The sequence below is a fragment of the Streptomyces sp. NPDC028907 genome, from assembly GCF_055564995.1.
In genome coordinates this window covers 252,312-268,057 of record NZ_JBVHVE010000006.1, presented here as the reverse complement: position 1 = coordinate 268,057, position 15,746 = coordinate 252,312, and the positions used below count along the sequence as shown (strand labels likewise).

The 15,746-nt window shown below is 71.4% G+C and carries 14 protein-coding genes and 2 pseudogenes; 6 read left to right on the top strand and 10 right to left on the bottom strand.

Annotated features, from left to right (window positions below; genetic code table 11):
- Positions 1-168: 168 nt before the first annotated feature.
- On the bottom strand, positions 169-1,350 hold the full coding sequence (locus tag ACZ4UU_RS20280; protein WP_471904784.1) for a helix-turn-helix domain-containing protein: 1,182 nt from the start codon (positions 1,348-1,350) through the stop codon (positions 169-171).
- Positions 1,351-1,446: 96 nt separating this feature from the next.
- On the opposite strand from ACZ4UU_RS20280, the gene ACZ4UU_RS20275 reads away from it, so the two are divergent.
- Positions 1,447-3,405 carry a cell division protein PerM gene (locus tag ACZ4UU_RS20275; RefSeq protein WP_471904783.1) on the top strand — a complete coding sequence of 653 codons (1,959 nt, stop codon included), beginning with the start codon at positions 1,447-1,449 and terminating at the stop codon, positions 3,403-3,405.
- 43 nt (positions 3,406-3,448) lie between these two features.
- Here the strand turns inward: ACZ4UU_RS20275 and ACZ4UU_RS20270 are convergent, their stop codons facing one another.
- The gene (locus ACZ4UU_RS20270; protein ID WP_471904782.1) at positions 3,449-4,240 is read right to left on the bottom strand and encodes a hypothetical protein; all 792 of its coding nucleotides are present in this window, start codon (positions 4,238-4,240) and stop codon (positions 3,449-3,451) included.
- Positions 4,241-4,533: 293 nt separating this feature from the next.
- Between ACZ4UU_RS20270 and purN the strand changes: the two genes are divergently transcribed.
- The 3 genes from purN to ACZ4UU_RS20255 all read left to right on the top strand — a co-directional run bounded on the left by purN (position 4,534) and on the right by ACZ4UU_RS20255 (position 7,103).
- On the top strand, positions 4,534-5,148 hold the full coding sequence (gene purN, locus ACZ4UU_RS20265) for a phosphoribosylglycinamide formyltransferase (protein WP_471904781.1): 615 nt from the start codon (positions 4,534-4,536) through the stop codon (positions 5,146-5,148).
- A complete protein-coding gene (gene purH / locus ACZ4UU_RS20260) occupies positions 5,145-6,716 on the top strand; it encodes a bifunctional phosphoribosylaminoimidazolecarboxamide formyltransferase/IMP cyclohydrolase (RefSeq protein ID WP_471904780.1) in 1,572 nt (523 codons plus the stop codon). Before purN ends, purH begins: the two co-directional genes overlap by 4 nt.
- 141 nt (positions 6,717-6,857) lie before the next feature.
- The gene (locus ACZ4UU_RS20255) at positions 6,858-7,103 is read left to right on the top strand and encodes a hypothetical protein (protein WP_471904779.1); all 246 of its coding nucleotides are present in this window, start codon (positions 6,858-6,860) and stop codon (positions 7,101-7,103) included.
- Positions 7,104-7,136: 33 nt separating this feature from the next.
- Here the strand turns inward: ACZ4UU_RS20255 and ACZ4UU_RS20250 are convergent, their stop codons facing one another.
- Together ACZ4UU_RS20250 and ACZ4UU_RS20245 are read right to left on the bottom strand one after the other, a co-directional pair.
- A complete protein-coding gene (locus ACZ4UU_RS20250; RefSeq protein WP_471904778.1) occupies positions 7,137-8,936 on the bottom strand; it encodes a protein kinase domain-containing protein in 1,800 nt (599 codons plus the stop codon).
- 287 nt (positions 8,937-9,223) lie between these two features.
- Positions 9,224-9,400, bottom strand: coding sequence for a hypothetical protein (locus ACZ4UU_RS20245; protein WP_471904777.1), 177 nt, complete (start codon positions 9,398-9,400; stop codon positions 9,224-9,226).
- A gap of 40 nt (positions 9,401-9,440) precedes the next feature.
- Between ACZ4UU_RS20245 and ACZ4UU_RS20240 the strand changes: the two are divergent.
- Both ACZ4UU_RS20240 and ACZ4UU_RS20235 read left to right on the top strand, forming a co-directional pair.
- Positions 9,441-9,620, top strand: a pseudogene (locus ACZ4UU_RS20240) (XRE family transcriptional regulator); the annotation flags it as partial.
- Positions 9,583-9,798, top strand: a complete 216-nt coding sequence (locus ACZ4UU_RS20235; protein WP_471904776.1) for a DUF397 domain-containing protein — start codon at positions 9,583-9,585, stop codon at positions 9,796-9,798. The pseudogene ACZ4UU_RS20240 and the gene ACZ4UU_RS20235, both read left to right, overlap by 38 nt.
- On the opposite strand, the gene ACZ4UU_RS20230 is transcribed toward ACZ4UU_RS20235, so the two are convergent.
- From ACZ4UU_RS20230 to ACZ4UU_RS20205, 6 genes and pseudogenes are all read right to left on the bottom strand, one after another.
- On the bottom strand, positions 9,779-10,327 hold the full coding sequence (locus ACZ4UU_RS20230) for a hypothetical protein (RefSeq protein WP_471904775.1): 549 nt from the start codon (positions 10,325-10,327) through the stop codon (positions 9,779-9,781). The genes ACZ4UU_RS20235 and ACZ4UU_RS20230 overlap by 20 nt on opposite strands.
- An 11-nt stretch (positions 10,328-10,338) precedes the next feature.
- Positions 10,339-12,525 carry a glycoside hydrolase domain-containing protein gene (locus ACZ4UU_RS20225; protein ID WP_471904774.1) on the bottom strand — a complete coding sequence of 729 codons (2,187 nt, stop codon included), beginning with the start codon at positions 12,523-12,525 and terminating at the stop codon, positions 10,339-10,341.
- A gap of 123 nt (positions 12,526-12,648) precedes the next feature.
- Positions 12,649-12,747 (bottom strand): annotated as a pseudogene (locus tag ACZ4UU_RS20220) (hypothetical protein); the annotation flags it as partial.
- Between the two features lie 127 nt (positions 12,748-12,874).
- Positions 12,875-13,282 carry a peptidase inhibitor family I36 protein gene (locus ACZ4UU_RS20215; protein ID WP_471904773.1) on the bottom strand — a complete coding sequence of 136 codons (408 nt, stop codon included), beginning with the start codon at positions 13,280-13,282 and terminating at the stop codon, positions 12,875-12,877.
- Positions 13,283-13,448: 166 nt separating this feature from the next.
- Positions 13,449-14,801: a protein kinase domain-containing protein gene (locus ACZ4UU_RS20210; RefSeq protein ID WP_471904772.1), complete on the bottom strand. Its 1,353-nt coding sequence runs from the start codon at positions 14,799-14,801 to the stop codon at positions 13,449-13,451.
- Entirely contained in the window at positions 14,798-15,538 is a 741-nt protein-coding gene (locus ACZ4UU_RS20205; RefSeq protein ID WP_471904771.1) for an FHA domain-containing protein, read from the bottom strand. Before ACZ4UU_RS20205 ends, ACZ4UU_RS20210 begins: the two co-directional genes overlap by 4 nt.
- Between the last annotated feature and the right edge of the window lie 208 nt (positions 15,539-15,746).

The window sequence follows — 15,746 nt, the reverse complement described above, 5'->3', positions numbered from 1 at the left end:
GCCGTAGTAACGGCCGTCACCTGAACGCCGATGGGCCCGTTCCCCGCGATGGGGGCGGGCCCACCGGCGTTCACGCCAGCCGCGCCGGCGGGCGTCGCCCCTGCGGCACGACTGCCCGCAGGCCATGCGGGCGCGGTGACCGCAACCCCCAGGGGCTCGGGGAACTGGTCACCCCATTTGCGGAGCCAGCCGTTCCGGACCGTGCTGAGCCTCCGACCGCAGCTTGGCCCTCAGCTTCAGCTCCTTCGACGACAGAGGCCCCGGGGCCACCCTGGGCGGCACCCCCCGCACCGTCGCCCCCGGCGGCACAGGGGGCTCGTACTGGGTCGGAGCCGTCCGCAGCGTGAGCGCCGTCGTGCCGATGAGGGCCACCGTGAACGCGATGGCTGCCCGCGTCCAGAAGCGGGCCCGGCGTTCGCTGCCGTCGCGCACAGTCGCCGGCTTCGGCGCGCGCAGCCGCTCCGTGGAGGCCAGTTCGGCCAGGCGGTCGTGGAGCTCGGCGGGGTCGGACAGACCCGGAAGGCGGGTTGCGACCGCGGCGCGGGCGTGCAGGAGACGGTTCGCGGTCGCCGGTGTGGTCGCCTCCGTCTCCGCCGCCGTCTCCGGCAGGTCGAGGCCCACCCCGTCGTACAGGAGCAGCGTGCGGCGCTGGGGCGGCGGCAGTTCGAGGAGTACGTCCAGCAGGACACGGTCGGACGCGTCGGAGGGCGGGGGTTCGGGGTGCCGGTAGCGGGGCCGGAACCGGTGCCAGGGGGAGAGTGCGAAGTCGTACGCCGTCGCCCGCACCCAGCCCGCCGGATCCCGGTCGCGTGCCACCTCGGGCCACCGCTGCCAGGCCACCTGGAAGGCCCGCTCGACCGATTCGCGGGCGAGTTCACGGCGCCCGGTGAGCAGGTAGGTCTGGCGTACGAGGGCGGGTGCGCAGAAGGCGTAGAGCGCGTCGAAGGCCTGGGCGGGGGAGAGGGGGCGTTCGGGCCGGGGTTCCGGTGCCGGTTCCGGTTCCGGTGCCGGAACCGGTGGTGAGGCCTGGCTCGGAGCCGAGGGACGGTCCTCGGACCGCTGACGCCCCGTCACCTCCTGGCCCCCGACAGTCCCCCGCGCCCACGCCTCTTCCTCCGCCCCCTGCGCCCCCTGCTGATCCCGCGTCTTCTTCTCCAGCCACCTCAGCAGTTGTGCGTACGCCTCCCTGCGCCGACCGCGCGGAGTCGTACGGCCGCTCTCCCACGCGCGTACCGTTTCGCGGCTGACGCCCACCCGTTCCGCGACCTGATCCTGCGTCAACGAACAGGCCTCGCGCAGGCGTCGGCGTTCCTTGGGCGGGGGGAGCGGGGTGGGAGGACTCTGCGTCACCGTACGCCCCTTCGTGCGAAAAGGTACATAAACATATATTGAGCGACACATCGGAGGTTCGCCTGTTACGACGGGAAAGCGCGTGTCGTTGGGAGCATGGCGCTCGTGATCGAGATGACCGCCCGCCGAACGCCCCTGTCGTCCCTGCTCACCCGCATCCGCTACCGAATGCCCGGCCTCGGCGCCAGCCTGCTGAACGGCGCCGTGGCCGCCGGGTTGGGGCTCGGCGTGCTCGCCGTACTGGTGATCGCGCTGTGGATCAGCTCGCCGTACCCGGACAGCGGGCCGGGCGGCGCGCTCCACGTCGCCGCCGTGCTGTGGCTCCTGGCGCACGGGGCCGAACTGGTCCGAGCCGACACCCTCTCCGGCGTACCCGCCCCGGTCGGAGTCACCCCGTTGCTGCTGCTGATGCTCCCGGTCTGGCTGGTGCACCGGGCGGCCCGCGACGCGGCGGCGGACGGCGGCGACGGGGCGCCGGTGGTGTCGGGGCGTACGGCGTGGACGGGCGTCGTGCTCGGGTACCTCGGCGTCGGGGCGGCGGCCGCGGTCTACGCCACCGGGGGCGAACTGCGGCCGGCGTGGTTCTGGACCGCGCTGTGTGTGCCCCTGGTCACGATGGTGGCGGCGGGCGTGGGGGTGTGGACGGCGTGCGAACGACGGCCCGAGGCGGCCGACGGTGTGCTGGGGGCGATGCCGACGCAGGTGCGGCGGCTGGTGCCGGTCGCGGAGGCGCCCGCCCGGCTCGGCGCGGCGGCCCGGGCGGCCGGTGCCGGGGCGGCGGCGCTCATCGGCGGCGGGGCGGTGCTGGTGGGCGCCTCGCTGGTCTGGCACGGCGGGGCGGCGCGGACGTCGTTCCTGGAGTTGACGGGCGGCTGGTCGGGACGGTTCGCGGTACTGCTGCTGTGCGCCGCGCTCGTGCCGAACGCGGCGGTCTGGGCGGCGTCGTACGCCCTCGGCCCCGGGTTCGTGCTCGGCGCGGGGCATGTCGTGGGCCCGCTGTCCTCGTCGCCCGCGCCACTGCTGCCGCCGCTTCCGCTGCTGGAGGCGGTGCCGGGGCCCGGAGTGGGCGGGCCGTTGCAGTGGGCGGTCGGGGCGGTTCCGGTGGTGGCGGGTGTGGTGGTGGGGTCGTTCGCGGCGAGGTGGGGCGGTGGGTACGAGGAGCGGCGGACGTCCACGACGACGGGGGGCCGGGCCGGGCGGGCACCCGTCGTGGCCTGGGCGCCGGGGCGGACCGCCGGGGTCGCGCTGCTGGCGGCCGTGTTCTGCGCGGCCGTGGTCGCGGTGCTGGCCGCGCTGTCGGGCGGGCCGCTGGGCCGCGGTGTGCTGGCGCAGTTCGGGCCGGTGTGGTGGCAGGTGGGGGCGGCGACGCTGGCGTGGGTCGCGGCGGTGGCGGTTCCCGTGGCGGTGGTCGTACGCGGGTGGCGGTGCCGGACGGGGTGGGCGCCGCGGACGGCCCGTGCGAGCAAGACGGAGACACGGGAGGCCCGGATCGGCAAGCCCCGCGTCGAGCCGGAGAAGTCGCAGAAGTCGGCGGAGGTGGGGGAGCCGGGAAAGCCGGGAAAGCCGGGGGACGGCGAGAGGGCGTCGACGGGCTCGGGTTCGGACTCGGACTCGCGGCACTCCGTCTACGGCGAGGAAGGGCCGTTCACGGCGTTGGCGCAGGACCAGGCCGGCCCGCAGGGCGGGGATCAGGACGCCGGGTCCGCGGCGGCGTACGACGAGGACGGGCCGTACGAGACCGGAGACCAGGAGGTTCCGTACGGGGCGTACGACCACGACACGACCTTCGAACCGGACGACTTCCCGCCCGCCGAGCCGCCACCCTGGCACGACGAGGACTCGCGAGCGGCCCGCTGGGCGGCGATGAAGGAGGCCTCGGATCCAGAGGAGCCGCCAGCGGCCCCTGAGCCGCCGAGAGCCCTTGAAGCATGTGAAGTCTCGAAGCTTCAGGACGCTCCCGAGGGGGCCCAGACGGCTGCTGAGGGCCCCGCAGGCCCCGCAGGTCCTGCGGGTCCCGAGCCCTCGAAGTCCCCTGGATCACCGGCCTCACCATGACCACCCACGCCCACGGCGCCGAGCAGCCGTGGAACCCGGCCGGTCAGTCCTCCGTGCCCAGAACCCCCCGCAACTCCTCCGGCAGGTGCTCATCGCACGACTGCTTGGCCTCGTTGGTCAGCGCGTCGTTCGTGCACGTGTAGTAGTCGCTGTACACCACCTGCGCCGTGAACCCGGCGGCGACCACCGCGATGGCCAGGGACGCCGTGACCAGGCCGCTCACCGCCGCCGTCGTCTGGGGGCGGCCGGTGGGCCGGGGCGCGGCCGGGGTGTCCGGGTCGGGATTGCGGGCCTTGGTGCGGAGGCTGCTGATGCCCCAGTACAGGGCCAGCGCGCCCAGCAGCAGGGCCACGTACGGCCAGCTGAACAGGGCGAAGAAGAAGGCCCACATGCCGGAGAGCAGGGCGTAACGCGCGCGGCGCTGGGCGGGGTCGGTGGGGTCCCAGCGCATGCCGGTGCCCGGGGTGCCCTTCCCGGGGCCGTCCTGGCCCGGGCCTCGGGGGTGGTCGCCGAAGCCGCCGGGGGAGCGGCCCGGCTGGCGGTCGCTCCACTGGTTGCCCCAGGGCGAGCGGCCGCCGCTCTGGTCGGACCCCTGGGAGCCGTCCTCGCCAGACGGGCGCCGCGGCTGCCACGGGCGGTCCGGCGTGCCCTCCGGCGGCGGGGCGAAGGGGTTGTTGTCGTCCTGGGTGCCAGTGCTCTGTTCGTCGCCGGACGGCTTGTCCGAGGGCGCGTCGGGCGGTGAGGCGGGCCGCTCGCGCAGCAGGACGGCGTCACGCTTCCCTCCCTGCGCGGACTGCGGCGGGAGGGTGAGGAGTCGCAGGCTGCGGTCCGACATCAAGTGAGCGTCTTCCCCTTGGTGAACGACATGGTGAACGACATGGTCCAACGACATGATGAACGACTGATCCGACATGGGCTGTCACCTCGTGAACGCACCACACCGCAACCGCGTTCCCGAGCCGGCCCCACCAGACGCTACCTTCCAGCCACGCCCCCGTCCCGTGGGGGGCGTCGGGAGTGCCGGTATCGTTGCTGACGGTCGGCCGCTTCGTAGACTTCCCCGTATCCGGGGGCGCGAAGCATTCGTACGACCATACAAAGACGCTCACCCCGAGAAAGGGCTCCACCGTGGCCAAGCGCCTCGTCGTGCTGGTCTCCGGATCCGGCACCAACCTCCAGGCGCTGCTCGACGAGATCGCTGCCGTCGGGCCCGAGGCGTACGGCGCCGAGATCGTGGCCGTCGGCGCGGACCGGGAGAACATCGAGGGGCTCGCGCGGGCCGAGCGTGCCGGACTGCCCACCTTCGTGCGGAAGGTCAAGGACCACGGCAGCCGTGAGGAGTGGGACGCGGCGCTGGCCGACGCCGTCTCCGCGCACGAGCCCGACCTCGTGGTCTCCGCCGGGTTCATGAAGATCGTGGGGAAGGAGTTCCTCGCGCGCTTCGGCGGCCGGTTCGTCAACACCCACCCGGCCCTGCTGCCCAGTTTTCCCGGCGCCCACGGCGTCCGCGACGCCCTCGCGTACGGCGCCCGGGTCACCGGCTGCACCGTCCACTTCGTCGACGACGGCGTCGACACCGGACCGATCATCGCCCAGGGCGTGGTGGAGATCCGGGACGAGGACGACGAGAGCGCTCTGCACGAGCGCATCAAGGAAGTCGAGCGAAGGCTGCTCGTCGAGGTCGTGGGGCGGCTCGCCCGTAACGGCTATCGCATTGAGGGACGAAAGGTAGTTATCCAGTGACCGCCACCGCCGAGAGCAACAAGCGGGCCATTCGCCGGGCGCTCGTCAGCGTCTACGACAAGACCGGTCTGGAAGAGCTGGCGCGCGGGCTGCACGAGGCCGGGGTCGACCTCGTCTCCACCGGTTCGACCGCCTCCCGGATCGCCGCCGCCGGCGTCCCCGTCACCAAGGTCGAGGAGCTCACCGGCTTCCCGGAGTGCCTGGACGGCCGCGTGAAGACCCTGCACCCGCGCGTGCACGCCGGCATCCTCGCCGACCTGCGGCTCGAGGACCACCAGCGGCAGCTGGCCGAGCTGGGCGTCGAGCCGTTCGACCTGGTCGTCGTCAACCTGTACCCGTTCCGCGAGACCGTCGCCTCCGGTGCCTCGCCCGACGAGTGCGTCGAGCAGATCGACATCGGCGGTCCGTCCATGGTGCGTGCCGCCGCCAAGAACCACCCCTCCGTCGCGGTCGTCACCAGCCCCGAGCGGTACGCGGACGTCCTGGCCGCGGTCGCGGACGGCGGCTTCGACCTCACCACCCGCAAGCGGCTCGCCGCCGAGGCGTTCCGGCACACCGCCGAGTACGACATCGCGGTGTCGAGCTGGTTCGCGAGCGCCTACGCCCCGGCCGACGAGTCCCCCTTCCCCGAGTTCATCGCAGCCGCCCTGGAGCGCAAGAGCACCCTGCGCTACGGCGAGAACCCGCACCAGCCCGCCGCTCTCTACGTCGACGGCACAGGAGTCGGTCTCGCCGAGGCCGAGCAGCTGCACGGCAAGGAGATGTCGTACAACAACTACACGGACACGGATGCCGCCCGCCGTGCCGCGTACGACCACGCCGAGCCGGCCGTAGCGATCATCAAGCACGCCAACCCCTGCGGCATCGCGATCGGCGCGGACGTCGCCGAGGCGCACCGCAAGGCGCACGCCTGTGACCCGCTGTCGGCGTTCGGCGGTGTGATCGCCGTCAACCGTCCGGTCAGCAAGGAGATGGCGGAGCAGGTCGCCGAGATCTTCACCGAGGTCATCGTCGCGCCGGACTACGAGGACGGCGCCCTCGAAGCGCTCGCCAAGAAGAAGAACATCCGCGTCCTGAAGGCCCCGGCCGCGCCCGCGCACCCGGCCGAGGTCAAGCCCATCGACGGCGGCGCCCTCCTCCAGGTCACCGACCGCCTCCAGGCCGACGGCGACGACCCCGCCAACTGGACCCTGGCGACCGGTGAGGCGCTCTCCGCCGAGGAGCTCTCCGAGCTCGCCTTCGCCTGGCGGGCCTGCCGGGCCGTCAAGTCCAACGCCATCCTGCTCGCCAAGGACGGCGCGTCGGTCGGCGTCGGCATGGGGCAGGTCAACCGGGTCGACTCCGCGAAGCTGGCCGTCGAGCGGGCCGGCGCCGAGCGCGCGCAGGGCTCCTACGCCGCCTCGGACGCCTTCTTCCCGTTCCCGGACGGCCTGGAGATCCTCACTGAGGCCGGCGTCAAGGCCGTGGTCCAGCCCGGCGGTTCGGTCCGCGACGAGCTGGTCGTGGAGGCGGCGCAGAAGGCCGGTATCACGATGTACTTCACGGGGACGCGGCACTTCTTCCACTGAGCCGTGTCGCGGTGACACGGACGGGCCCGTCGGTCGTCGGCCGGCGGGCCCGTCCGCGCTCGCGTTGCGGTAGGGCTACCGTCAGGGCACCGTTGGGGAACGGCCCCTCACCACCGGGCCGCCTTCGGGCAGCATCACACCATGCCGGCGTGCGGATGCGGGAACCCGATCGACATCATGGTCACCTGGGCCGGGTACGGCCTGCTCGGCATCGCCGCGCTCTTCGTCGGCCTTGTCTGCCTCGCCGGACTGCTGCTCGGCGCGATGGTCGCCGTCGGGCATGTCACTCGCCGGCGGCGGGGCGACGACCATGGCGGCGCACAGGGTGATACGGACGAGGAACGGCTCGGCCTCGCGTCCTTCCGCTGGGAACACGAGCCGGACTGAACCGGCTCCCTGCCTACGTCGAAATGGGCCGAACTAGGTCGAACTACGCAGCCCCGCCCAGGTGTTGGGCCCGACCTCGCCGTCGACGGCCAGCCCCTTGTCGCTCTGGAACAGTCTGACCGCCGACTCGGTGTCCGCGCCGAACTGGCCGTCCACGCCCGACCCGCCGACGCTGTAGCCGCGCTTGGTGAGCATGCACTGGACCTGGCGGACGCGCTTACCCCTGTCGCCACGGACGGTGAGTTTGGTACCGGAGTAGTGGGTGCAGTCGGAGAGCCAGGGCGGGGTGGCGGCTGTGGTGGCGGTCTTGGTGGGGGTGGGGGCCGGGGCGTTGCCGCCCCCGCCGTTGCCGCTGCCGTCGGACGGGGCGGAGGTCTCGTCGGCGGGAGTGGCCTGCGTCCCGCCGCCCGTACCGCCGGAGGACGCGTCCGGGGCCGCGGAATCCTCGGCCGCCGCGCCGGTGCCCTTACCGCTGCCCTTACCGTCCCCCTTCCCCTTCCCCTCCTCCTCGCCCTTCCCCTTGTCCTTGTCGCCGGAGGGCGAGGAGCTGGGGGCGGGGGAGGACGCCGTCTCCTCGGGGACGGGGCTCTCGGGCGCCGTCGCCGCGGCCGGGGTCGTGTGGTCGGTGGCCGGGCGGGTGAGGAAGAAGGCGCCCGCGGCGAGGGCGCACACCACGAGACCGGCCGTAACGGCGAGATACGCCTTCCGTCGCTTCCGTCCGCCGCCGTCGCCGAGGGCGGACGCCTGGGTGGAGCCGGAGTCCGGCAACGCCGAGTGCCCCGTGCGCGCACGCAACTGGACGGTCCCCTGTGCGCCCTGCCCGTCCTGCCCGCCTTGCGCGAGCTGCTGGACAGGGGTCTGTTCGAGTACGTCGCAGGCCTGCCGCCGGGCCAGCAGCCGGCCGGCCAAGGGCTCGTGCCAGGAGGGGGCGCGGCCGCGCCCGGCGGCCACGGCCGCCTCCGTCAACTGTCCCGGGGTGGGGCGGCCCGCGGGGTCCTTGGCGAGGCAGGCCGACAGCAGTGCGGCCAGCTCGGCGTCCCGTGCCGCGAGTCCGGCCATGACGTCGGCCTTGGGCTCCTCGAACGCGACCCGGTGCATCACGTCGACGCCCGTACCGTCGCCGAAGGGGGCGTGGCCGGTGGCGGCGTAGATCAGGCTTCCGGCGAGGGAGAAGACGTCGGAGGCGGTGTCGCAACGGCCCTCGCGCAGATACTCGGGCGCCATGAAGGCCGGTGTACCGACCCGGCTGCCGGTGGAGGTGATCGCGCTGCTGTCGGCGGCCTGCGCGATACCGAAGTCGATGACGTGCGCGCCCTGTTGGGACAAGATCACGTTGGACGGCTTGAGATCCCGGTGGACCACACCGGCGACGGCCAGCGCCGACAGGGCCTGTCCGAGATCGCCGACCAGCCGCCACACCCCTTGGCACTCCAGCGTTCCGCACTCGCGGACGGCGTTGGCCAGGTTGAGTCCGGGCAGATACTGCGTCGCCATCCACAGCAGCGAGTCGTCGAACCCGGTACCGAGTAACTGCGGCGCCTGCGCCGAACGCACCCGGGCGTGCAGGGACGCCTCCCGCTCGAAGCGCCGACGGAAGAGGGGGTCCTCGGCGTACTCGGGACGGATCACCTTGACGGCGGCGAGGCCGGGGGTGCCGTCGGCGGGACGGGCCAGATACACCCGGCCCATGCCGCCGCTGCCGAGGAGGCCGAGGGACAGGTAGGGCCCGATGCGGCCCGGTTCGGTGGCCTGCAGCGGGGTCGCGCCCGCATGCCGCAGGGTGGCGGCGGCACCGGCCGGGTCGTACGGCGACGCGGGTCGCTGGTCTGTCACGGGGCCCCCGATTGCTCTTTGCTCTCTCTTGCGCAACGTGCGGTCGTGTCACGTCAGTTGACGAGAGGCTACCGTCCCAGCGCGCCGGCGGGAGGAAACGGCGACGGCCGCGGAGAGCGTGGGAACCTGACGCTCACCGCGGCCGCGCACAGGATCGACCGCGCACCCCTGTCGGCGATCTCCCCCATCAGTTGTGCCGACTCCCCCCGGGGCGGCACGGGACCATGGTGGCCGGAACGGAGTGGCGGGCGGTACCTGAAACATTTCAGGGTGACGCCGGGACTGCCTCAGTACCAGGAGATCGTCTCGGAGCGGTGGTAGATGCGCTTGCCCTCTTCGGGGATGCGGTAACCGTCGCCCTGCTTGACCTGCGCGAGGTGGTAGGCCCCGCCGTCCTGCGACTTGGAGCTGTCACCTCGGTGGAACGTCACGTAGCCGTACGGTCCGCTGCCGTCGTACAGCACGACGGAGCCGCTCCACTTGAGCTGGTCGTCGGCCTAGCTGGAGGGCCTCCACAGTGGCCAAGTCATCGACTTTCCAGCCCTCGTGATGGAGTACCGCGAGTCGTACGATCTGCTCAGGGCCACCGCGCTGTCACCGGAGGCCTCCTTGGCCATGATCGAGGCAGCAGCAGAGGATTACCGGAATGAATCCCAACAGCAGGACCGCCCTGAGCTCCGTTGAGTGGCGCAAGAGCAGCTACAGCAGCGGAACCGGCGGCGAATGCCTCGAAGTCGCCGACAACCTCCCCGGCGCCGTCGTCCCCGTCCGGGACTCCAAGAACCCCAACGGCCCCGCCCTCCTCTTCGGGGACGGGGCCTGGGCCCAGTTCGTCGATGGGCTCAAGACGGCCCGGCCGTGAGGTAGTAGAGCGACAGGTCCGCCGGGTCGTCGTCACCGCCCCAGCGGACCGCCCCCGCGCAGTCCGCCACGATGGCCCGGATCCTCTCGACCTGCCAGGGGAAGTAACTGCCGGAGACCCTCGCACCGGGGACGATCCGCAGGGCCGTGCCCGAGGACAGGTTGGAGGCGGGGCTGGTCAGCGGCGTGCGGCCGATTCTGCTCCAGCCTTGCAGGTCGCCCGCGCGGAGTTCCTGGACCTCGTAGTGGAAGCGGCGCGCTATGCGCAGGAGCAGGAGTTCCGGAAGGCCGATCCGGACGTCGACGCGGAGCCCGGTTCCGGAGACCGAGCGGGTCAGGACCGTAGAGGCGTGGTTGGTCCGGTTCTGGATCTCCCAGCCGTTCTGTGACAGGGGGATCTTCGCCGGCCGGAGTCCGGACGTCGGCGCGGTGCGGTCGGCAGCCGTGGCCGTGCCGGTCGGAAGGAGATACGCGGCCGTGGCCGCGGTGCCGACGGCCAGGACGGCACGTCGGTTGGGGTGTGCGCTCATGTCGAAGCCCTTCAGCTCGTCCGGATGGTCCGGTTGTACTGCTCCAGGACCTGGTACAGGCCGATCAGTTCGCGCCCGTACTTCTCGGCCCCGTCGCCCGTGCCGTTGTAGCGGGCGAGGATGTCCTGCGAGTCGGCGTCGCTCGTGTTGAGGCCGGGACGCGCGACGCCGATCTGGTGCGCGTTGTAGATCGTGAGATAGGCCGCGGTGCTGATGTTGTACGACGGGTCGTCGTGCAGGCGGTTCCACACGGACGTCTTGTCGGCGTCCGTGAGGCGAGAACCGTTGATGATTCCCTGGTCCATGCAGTAGTTGCGGGCCTCGATGGCCACCCAGGCGAAGATCTGCCCCCAGCCGGTGCTGGAGTCGTCCCGGTCACCGTCCTTGACCGCGTCGTCGGCGAACTTGTCCAGCGGGTTCCACTTGCGCAGTTCCCACAGGACGGGGGCCTGCACCAGGGCCTTGCGCAGCCGCAGCACCCTGGCGAGGTCGGTGAACAGCCAGTCCATGTTGATGACGGCGTCGAACGCCTCGGTGGTGGAGATACCGCCGATGGTGGCCCAGTCGTTGTCGTTCCAGTTGTCGCCGCCGGTCTCGGGCACTCCGATCGACACCAGGTAGTCCTGGACGTCCTTCAGGGCGGCGTCGTGGTAGGAGTCGACGAAGTCCTTGTCGAGGCCGGTGGGGTCAAGGCCCTGGTCGAAGGAGCTCTGGCCCCGGTCGCGGCCGGAGACGATGTCGACGTCGATCTCGATCCTGCCGTCACCGGAGCCGACCCACTTGGTGACGATCTGGTCGAAGGCCCAGTTGCTGGGAAGGGGGTAACCGAGGTTTCCGGAGAACCCGCTCGACATGTCGGACACGAAGCTCGTGACGGCGTAACCCTGGTTGGCGACGCGCTGGCACACGTTGCGGGGGCCGTAAATGCCCACGTTGTAGGAGGAGTTCTCGCCGATGGTCCGGAAGACACCTTTGAAGTGGGGGATGATGTAGTCGGTGACCTCCCAGTCGACGGCGTCGTAGTCGACGGCGAAGTAGATGGTGGTGCCGTCCTTGAAGCCGTGGAATCTCGCGTAGTCGATGGCCGCGAGCGCGGCGTGCACGCCCGCACCGTAGGAGAAGTCGTCCACGACGCGGTTCCACGTCTGGTAGATCGGGAAACAGCGCAGGCCGTTGGCGGCGATGGTGCCGAGCTCGCCGGGCTGGATCTGCTTCTCCGGCAGCTCGCTCCCGCCCGGGTTGAGATAGCGGCCGACGATCCCGATGCCCTCCGACTTGAGGGTCGCGGCACGGGCGTTGGTGATCCTGGTGACGCCGTCGCAGGCGCCTCCCTTGCGGTCCTGGTCGCCGTACGAGACCAGAAGTGACGCCCAGGTCTGGACGTCTCCCTTCCCGGTGACGGGGAGTGCCGCGAACCGCTGGAAGCTGCTGACGGCGGTGGACAGGGTGCTTTCGAAGGCCGCGGTGAACGCGTTGAAGCGCTGGTTGAAGAGCATCGCCGCGGAGAAGAGGCGTACCCAGTTTCCCGTGGATCCGACGGACAGGACGTGTTCCTGCAGCCCGGCTTCCGTATCGTTGCCGAACCAGCCGTCCGCGACGCCGTCGGACATGCCCATCTCGTACTGGACGGCGTAGATCATGGACTTGGCGACGTCACGGGAGTAGTGGCCGTCGCACGGCATGACGAAGAAGTCGCGGCGCTTGACGTAGCGGCCGTTGAGCCACTGCTGAATGTCGCGGACCGTCTCCGATCCGTTGTTCACCACCACATAGGCGTCCATCGTCAGCAGGGCCTTGAAGACCTTGGGGACGAGGTCCGACCCGGGGAAGGCGCCGGCGACGCCCATCCGCTGCTTCATGAGGGTGACCGCGGCGGCGGTGCGTTCGTCGTAGACGCCGTTGATGTTGCTGCCGTCGTAGCCCTTGGCGTAGAGCGCGGACTGGATGATCATGGTGACGTTGGCCGGGGTGTCGAGATGGCCGATGCTCGGCCACTTCGACTGCAGCCTGGACAACGTCGTCGGACCGAAGTTGTTCGACAGAGCCGTGATGCCGAGCTCGTACTGGAGGGCTCGGGTCAGGGCGTACATCAGGTCCCAGCCCGTGCTGCCGTCCTCGTCGACCTTTATGCCGATCTTGTCTTCGCCATAGACGGTGTTCACGAATCTCTGGGCCCTGCGGACCATCTCGTCTGCCACGTGACGTCCCCTTCCGGAGGTGGGGGTCCACCGTGGCCATGGGCGGACCCCAGGGGTACCTCGAACGTTGCAGGTACACCGGGTGCCCGGGCAGCCGGAGAGTGACGTGCGAATCGCAGCAGCTCACCGACAGAAGGGGATCGTTGTGCGTGCACGGACCAGGAAGTACCGCTGGTCCTCGATGGTGCCGTCCAAGGCCGCCTGCGCGGCGGCGTAAACGGCCTTGCCGGTGGCGGGGACCCGGCAGTCTTCCCGGTTCGTCGCTGCCGTTCCGGGACGGTCCGAGGGGCACCCGCGGCCGCGATCGTCAACGGTCGTGAGGTGCCCCCGGGATCACGGGTTCACCAGGTCAGGCGCCGCATGACCCCTTGATCCACTTGTGGGAGCGCAGCGTGTACGTGCCGGCAAGGTTTCCGCCCTTGCCCTGCTTGGTGCAGCCCTTCCGGTTCCCGTAGTCCTTCTCGTGGTAGTAGGCCACACCGCTCCAGTTGTCACTCGTGCCCTTGTTCTTGATCGACTTCACCTTCGTGTCGTCGGACCAGGAACACTTGATGTGGCCCTTCTGCCAGTCCGGGTCGGACTGGCTCCACATGCACATCTCTCCGGTGTAGTCCTTGCCCGTGTAGAAGCAGACGTACTTGTCCGGGCAGGGCGGCGGCGCGGCCGCGGCCGCGCTGGCGCTGCCCGGCAGCACGAGAGTGGCAGCGGCCGCCGCACCGGCGGCGAGGACAGCGAGCGTGGAGCGCGTCTTGCGCATCGTTCCCCCTGTGGTTCAGTAGGGCTTCGTCGTGGTCGGTGCCATGTTCGGGGGCAGGTGGGGGCGTACGGAACCTCTAACGTTTCAGGGTGGCCGGGACCGGCCGGGAACCTGAAATGTTCGAGGTTCTCCTGTGCCCCGGCCCTCGGCACACTGATCGCTGTGCTCAGACCTCCCCGGACTTGCGCAGTGCGCTCCACGTCTGTGTCTCCACCACGCCGTCCGCCTCCAGCCCCACCCGCTTCTGGAACGTGACGACCGCCTCGTGTGTCAGGGGACCGAAGACGCCGTCCACCTCGCCCACTTCGGTGATCCCGTGCAAGTACCTGAGCAGGCACTGCACCTCACGGACCTGACTGCCGCCGTCGCCCTGTTTGGTGGTGAAGTCCCAGCTGCTGCTCCAGTTGGCGGTGTAGCCGCGGCCGTACTTCTCGTCTTCGTAGACCGCCGGCTTCTCACAGCTGGGCGGTGCCGCCGAGGCGGCCGGCGGATCGTCGCGGAGGGTGTACGTCAGCGCTGTCGCCCCCAGCACCGCCGTCATCGCGAGGGCCGCGACCAGTACCGGGCGGCGCCACCGACGGGGCCGTAGCCTCGGCAGCCGGGCGGAGGGGGAGGAGCCCGCGGCCTCTTCCACGCGGCGCAGAAGAGCTTCGGTGTCGGGGACCCGGGCGACGCGCGCCGCGTGCGTGGGGGCCAGACAGTCCCGGACGATCTCCCGCCAGGCCTCCGGGAGTCCGGGCGACAGGCGCAGCTCCTCGGTGCCGCGCGCGTACCGCGTCACCGCGTCCGTGCGGGCCTCCGTGCTGCCGCCCGGCAGCGGGAAGGAGCCGGTCAGGGCGACATGGGCGAGGACGCCGAAGGCCCAGACGTCGGCGGTCGGGCGGATGCGCGTGCCGCGCTCGTCGACCTCGGGCCACAGCAGCTCGGGCGGGGTGTAGTCGGGGGTGGCGAAGGCGGGGGCGTAGGCGTGCGTGCCCTCCATTTCGGCGGCCATGTTGAAGTCGGCCAGCCGTACCGAACCGCCCTCCAGCAGCAGCACGTTGGCCGGTTTCAGATCCCCGTGCACCCAGCCCGCGTGATGCAGCTGATGCAGGCCCTCACAGATCTGGGCCAGCAGCGCCGGGGCCGATGCCGGTGTCGGGTCGCGTTCCAGTACGTCGCTCAGGGAGCCCTCGGCCTGCTCCAGGACGATGACGGTGGCGCCGTCCAGCTCCGGGTGGTCCGGGTCGTCGACCGTCAGGGTGTCGTACATGCGGATCAGGCGGGGCGCGCGCAGCCGGCCCAGCAACTCCACCTCGCGCTCGGCCAGTTCGCGGAGGTGGCGCAGCTGGCGCGGGGTGCGGGTGCCGGTGGGCAGGAACTTCAGGGCCGCCCGGGCGGGCAGCTGCGGGTCCCCTTCCTCGGCGAGCCGTGCCGCGTACACGGTGGCGAAGGCGCCGGAGGCGAGGGGCTCGCGTACCTCCCACGGGCCGACCCGGTAGCGCTTCGGGACGGCCACGGCGCAGGACCGGCCGGTCATCGCAGCGACTCGGCTATGGAGGCCGCCAGTACCGTCAGATCGTCCTCGCGGACCAGGTCGAAGCGGAGCGCGAGGGAGACCAGGGACTCCTTCTTGCCGTTGACGCGTCGGCCGGGCTCGGCGGTGTCGGGGCCCGGGCGCAGCCGGAGTTTGAGGGCGAGGTAGTCGATGTTCCAGTACACGGCGGACCGGCTGACCGTCGGCCAGACGCCCCGCAGCCGCTCCACCAGCTCCTCCACCGCGGGCAGCGGCGCGTGCGGCTCGCCGCGCAGCCGGGGCTCGCACAGGGCGGCCAGCACCGCGAAGTACCTGCTGGTGCGGTCCAGGGCGAACGCCGGTGCCGTGACGGGACCGGGCAGGCCCTGGCGGTCGGCGCTGCGGAAGGCGTGGCGCGGGGCCCAGACGTCGAAGGTGAGCAGGTCACCCGCGGCCGGCAGGACCACGCGCGCGAACTCGAACGGCACGGGCGCCTCAAGACGCCCCGGCGCGATCTTCAGGTGCTCTCCGGCACCCTCCGGATTCTCCACCACATAGGTCTGGTGCTCGCTGAGGTTGCTCAACAGCCAGAAGGACCGGTGAGCCGTGATCTCCCCGGCGACCCGGGGCACCCCGTCGTGCGCGATGGTCAGCCCGCCGTCCTGCGTGGCCCTGCCGAACGAGAGCCGCTCACCGGCGGCGATCCGCACCTGGTCGTCCAGCCTGCCGCAGTCAGGCGGCACGACGATGACGCTGTACATGGACCTGTCCCCCTCAAGATCCCCAGTTCAACGTTCAACACGGGAAAGGATAAGGGAGACCCGATTGCGGGAGCGAACCTTTGGGCTGGCATGGCGCGGCGGGGGGGGGGGGGGGGGGGGGGGGGGGGGGGGGAGGGAGGGGGGGGGGGGGGGGAGGGGGGGGGAGGGGGGGGGGGAGGGTTTCCTTCTTCACCATCAGTCGATCATT

What these genes read in the sequence shown, in the direction of transcription:
- ACZ4UU_RS20275 (WP_471904783.1), top strand. Translation starts at nt 1,447, where the DNA reads ATGGCGCTCGTGATCGAGATGACCGCCCGCCGAACGCCCCTGTCGTCC.
- ACZ4UU_RS20270 (WP_471904782.1), bottom strand. Translation starts at nt 4,240, where the DNA reads ATGTCGGACCGCAGCCTGCGACTCCTCACCCTCCCGCCGCAGTCCGCG.
- ACZ4UU_RS20255 (WP_471904779.1), top strand. Translation starts at nt 6,858, where the DNA reads ATGCCGGCGTGCGGATGCGGGAACCCGATCGACATCATGGTCACCTGG.
- ACZ4UU_RS20235 (WP_471904776.1), top strand. Translation starts at nt 9,583, where the DNA reads ATGAATCCCAACAGCAGGACCGCCCTGAGCTCCGTTGAGTGGCGCAAG.
- ACZ4UU_RS20230 (WP_471904775.1), bottom strand. Translation starts at nt 10,327, where the DNA reads ATGAGCGCACACCCCAACCGACGTGCCGTCCTGGCCGTCGGCACCGCG.
- ACZ4UU_RS20215 (WP_471904773.1), bottom strand. Translation starts at nt 13,282, where the DNA reads ATGCGCAAGACGCGCTCCACGCTCGCTGTCCTCGCCGCCGGTGCGGCG.
- ACZ4UU_RS20210 (WP_471904772.1), bottom strand. Translation starts at nt 14,801, where the DNA reads ATGACCGGCCGGTCCTGCGCCGTGGCCGTCCCGAAGCGCTACCGGGTC.
- ACZ4UU_RS20205 (WP_471904771.1), bottom strand. Translation starts at nt 15,538, where the DNA reads ATGTACAGCGTCATCGTCGTGCCGCCTGACTGCGGCAGGCTGGACGAC.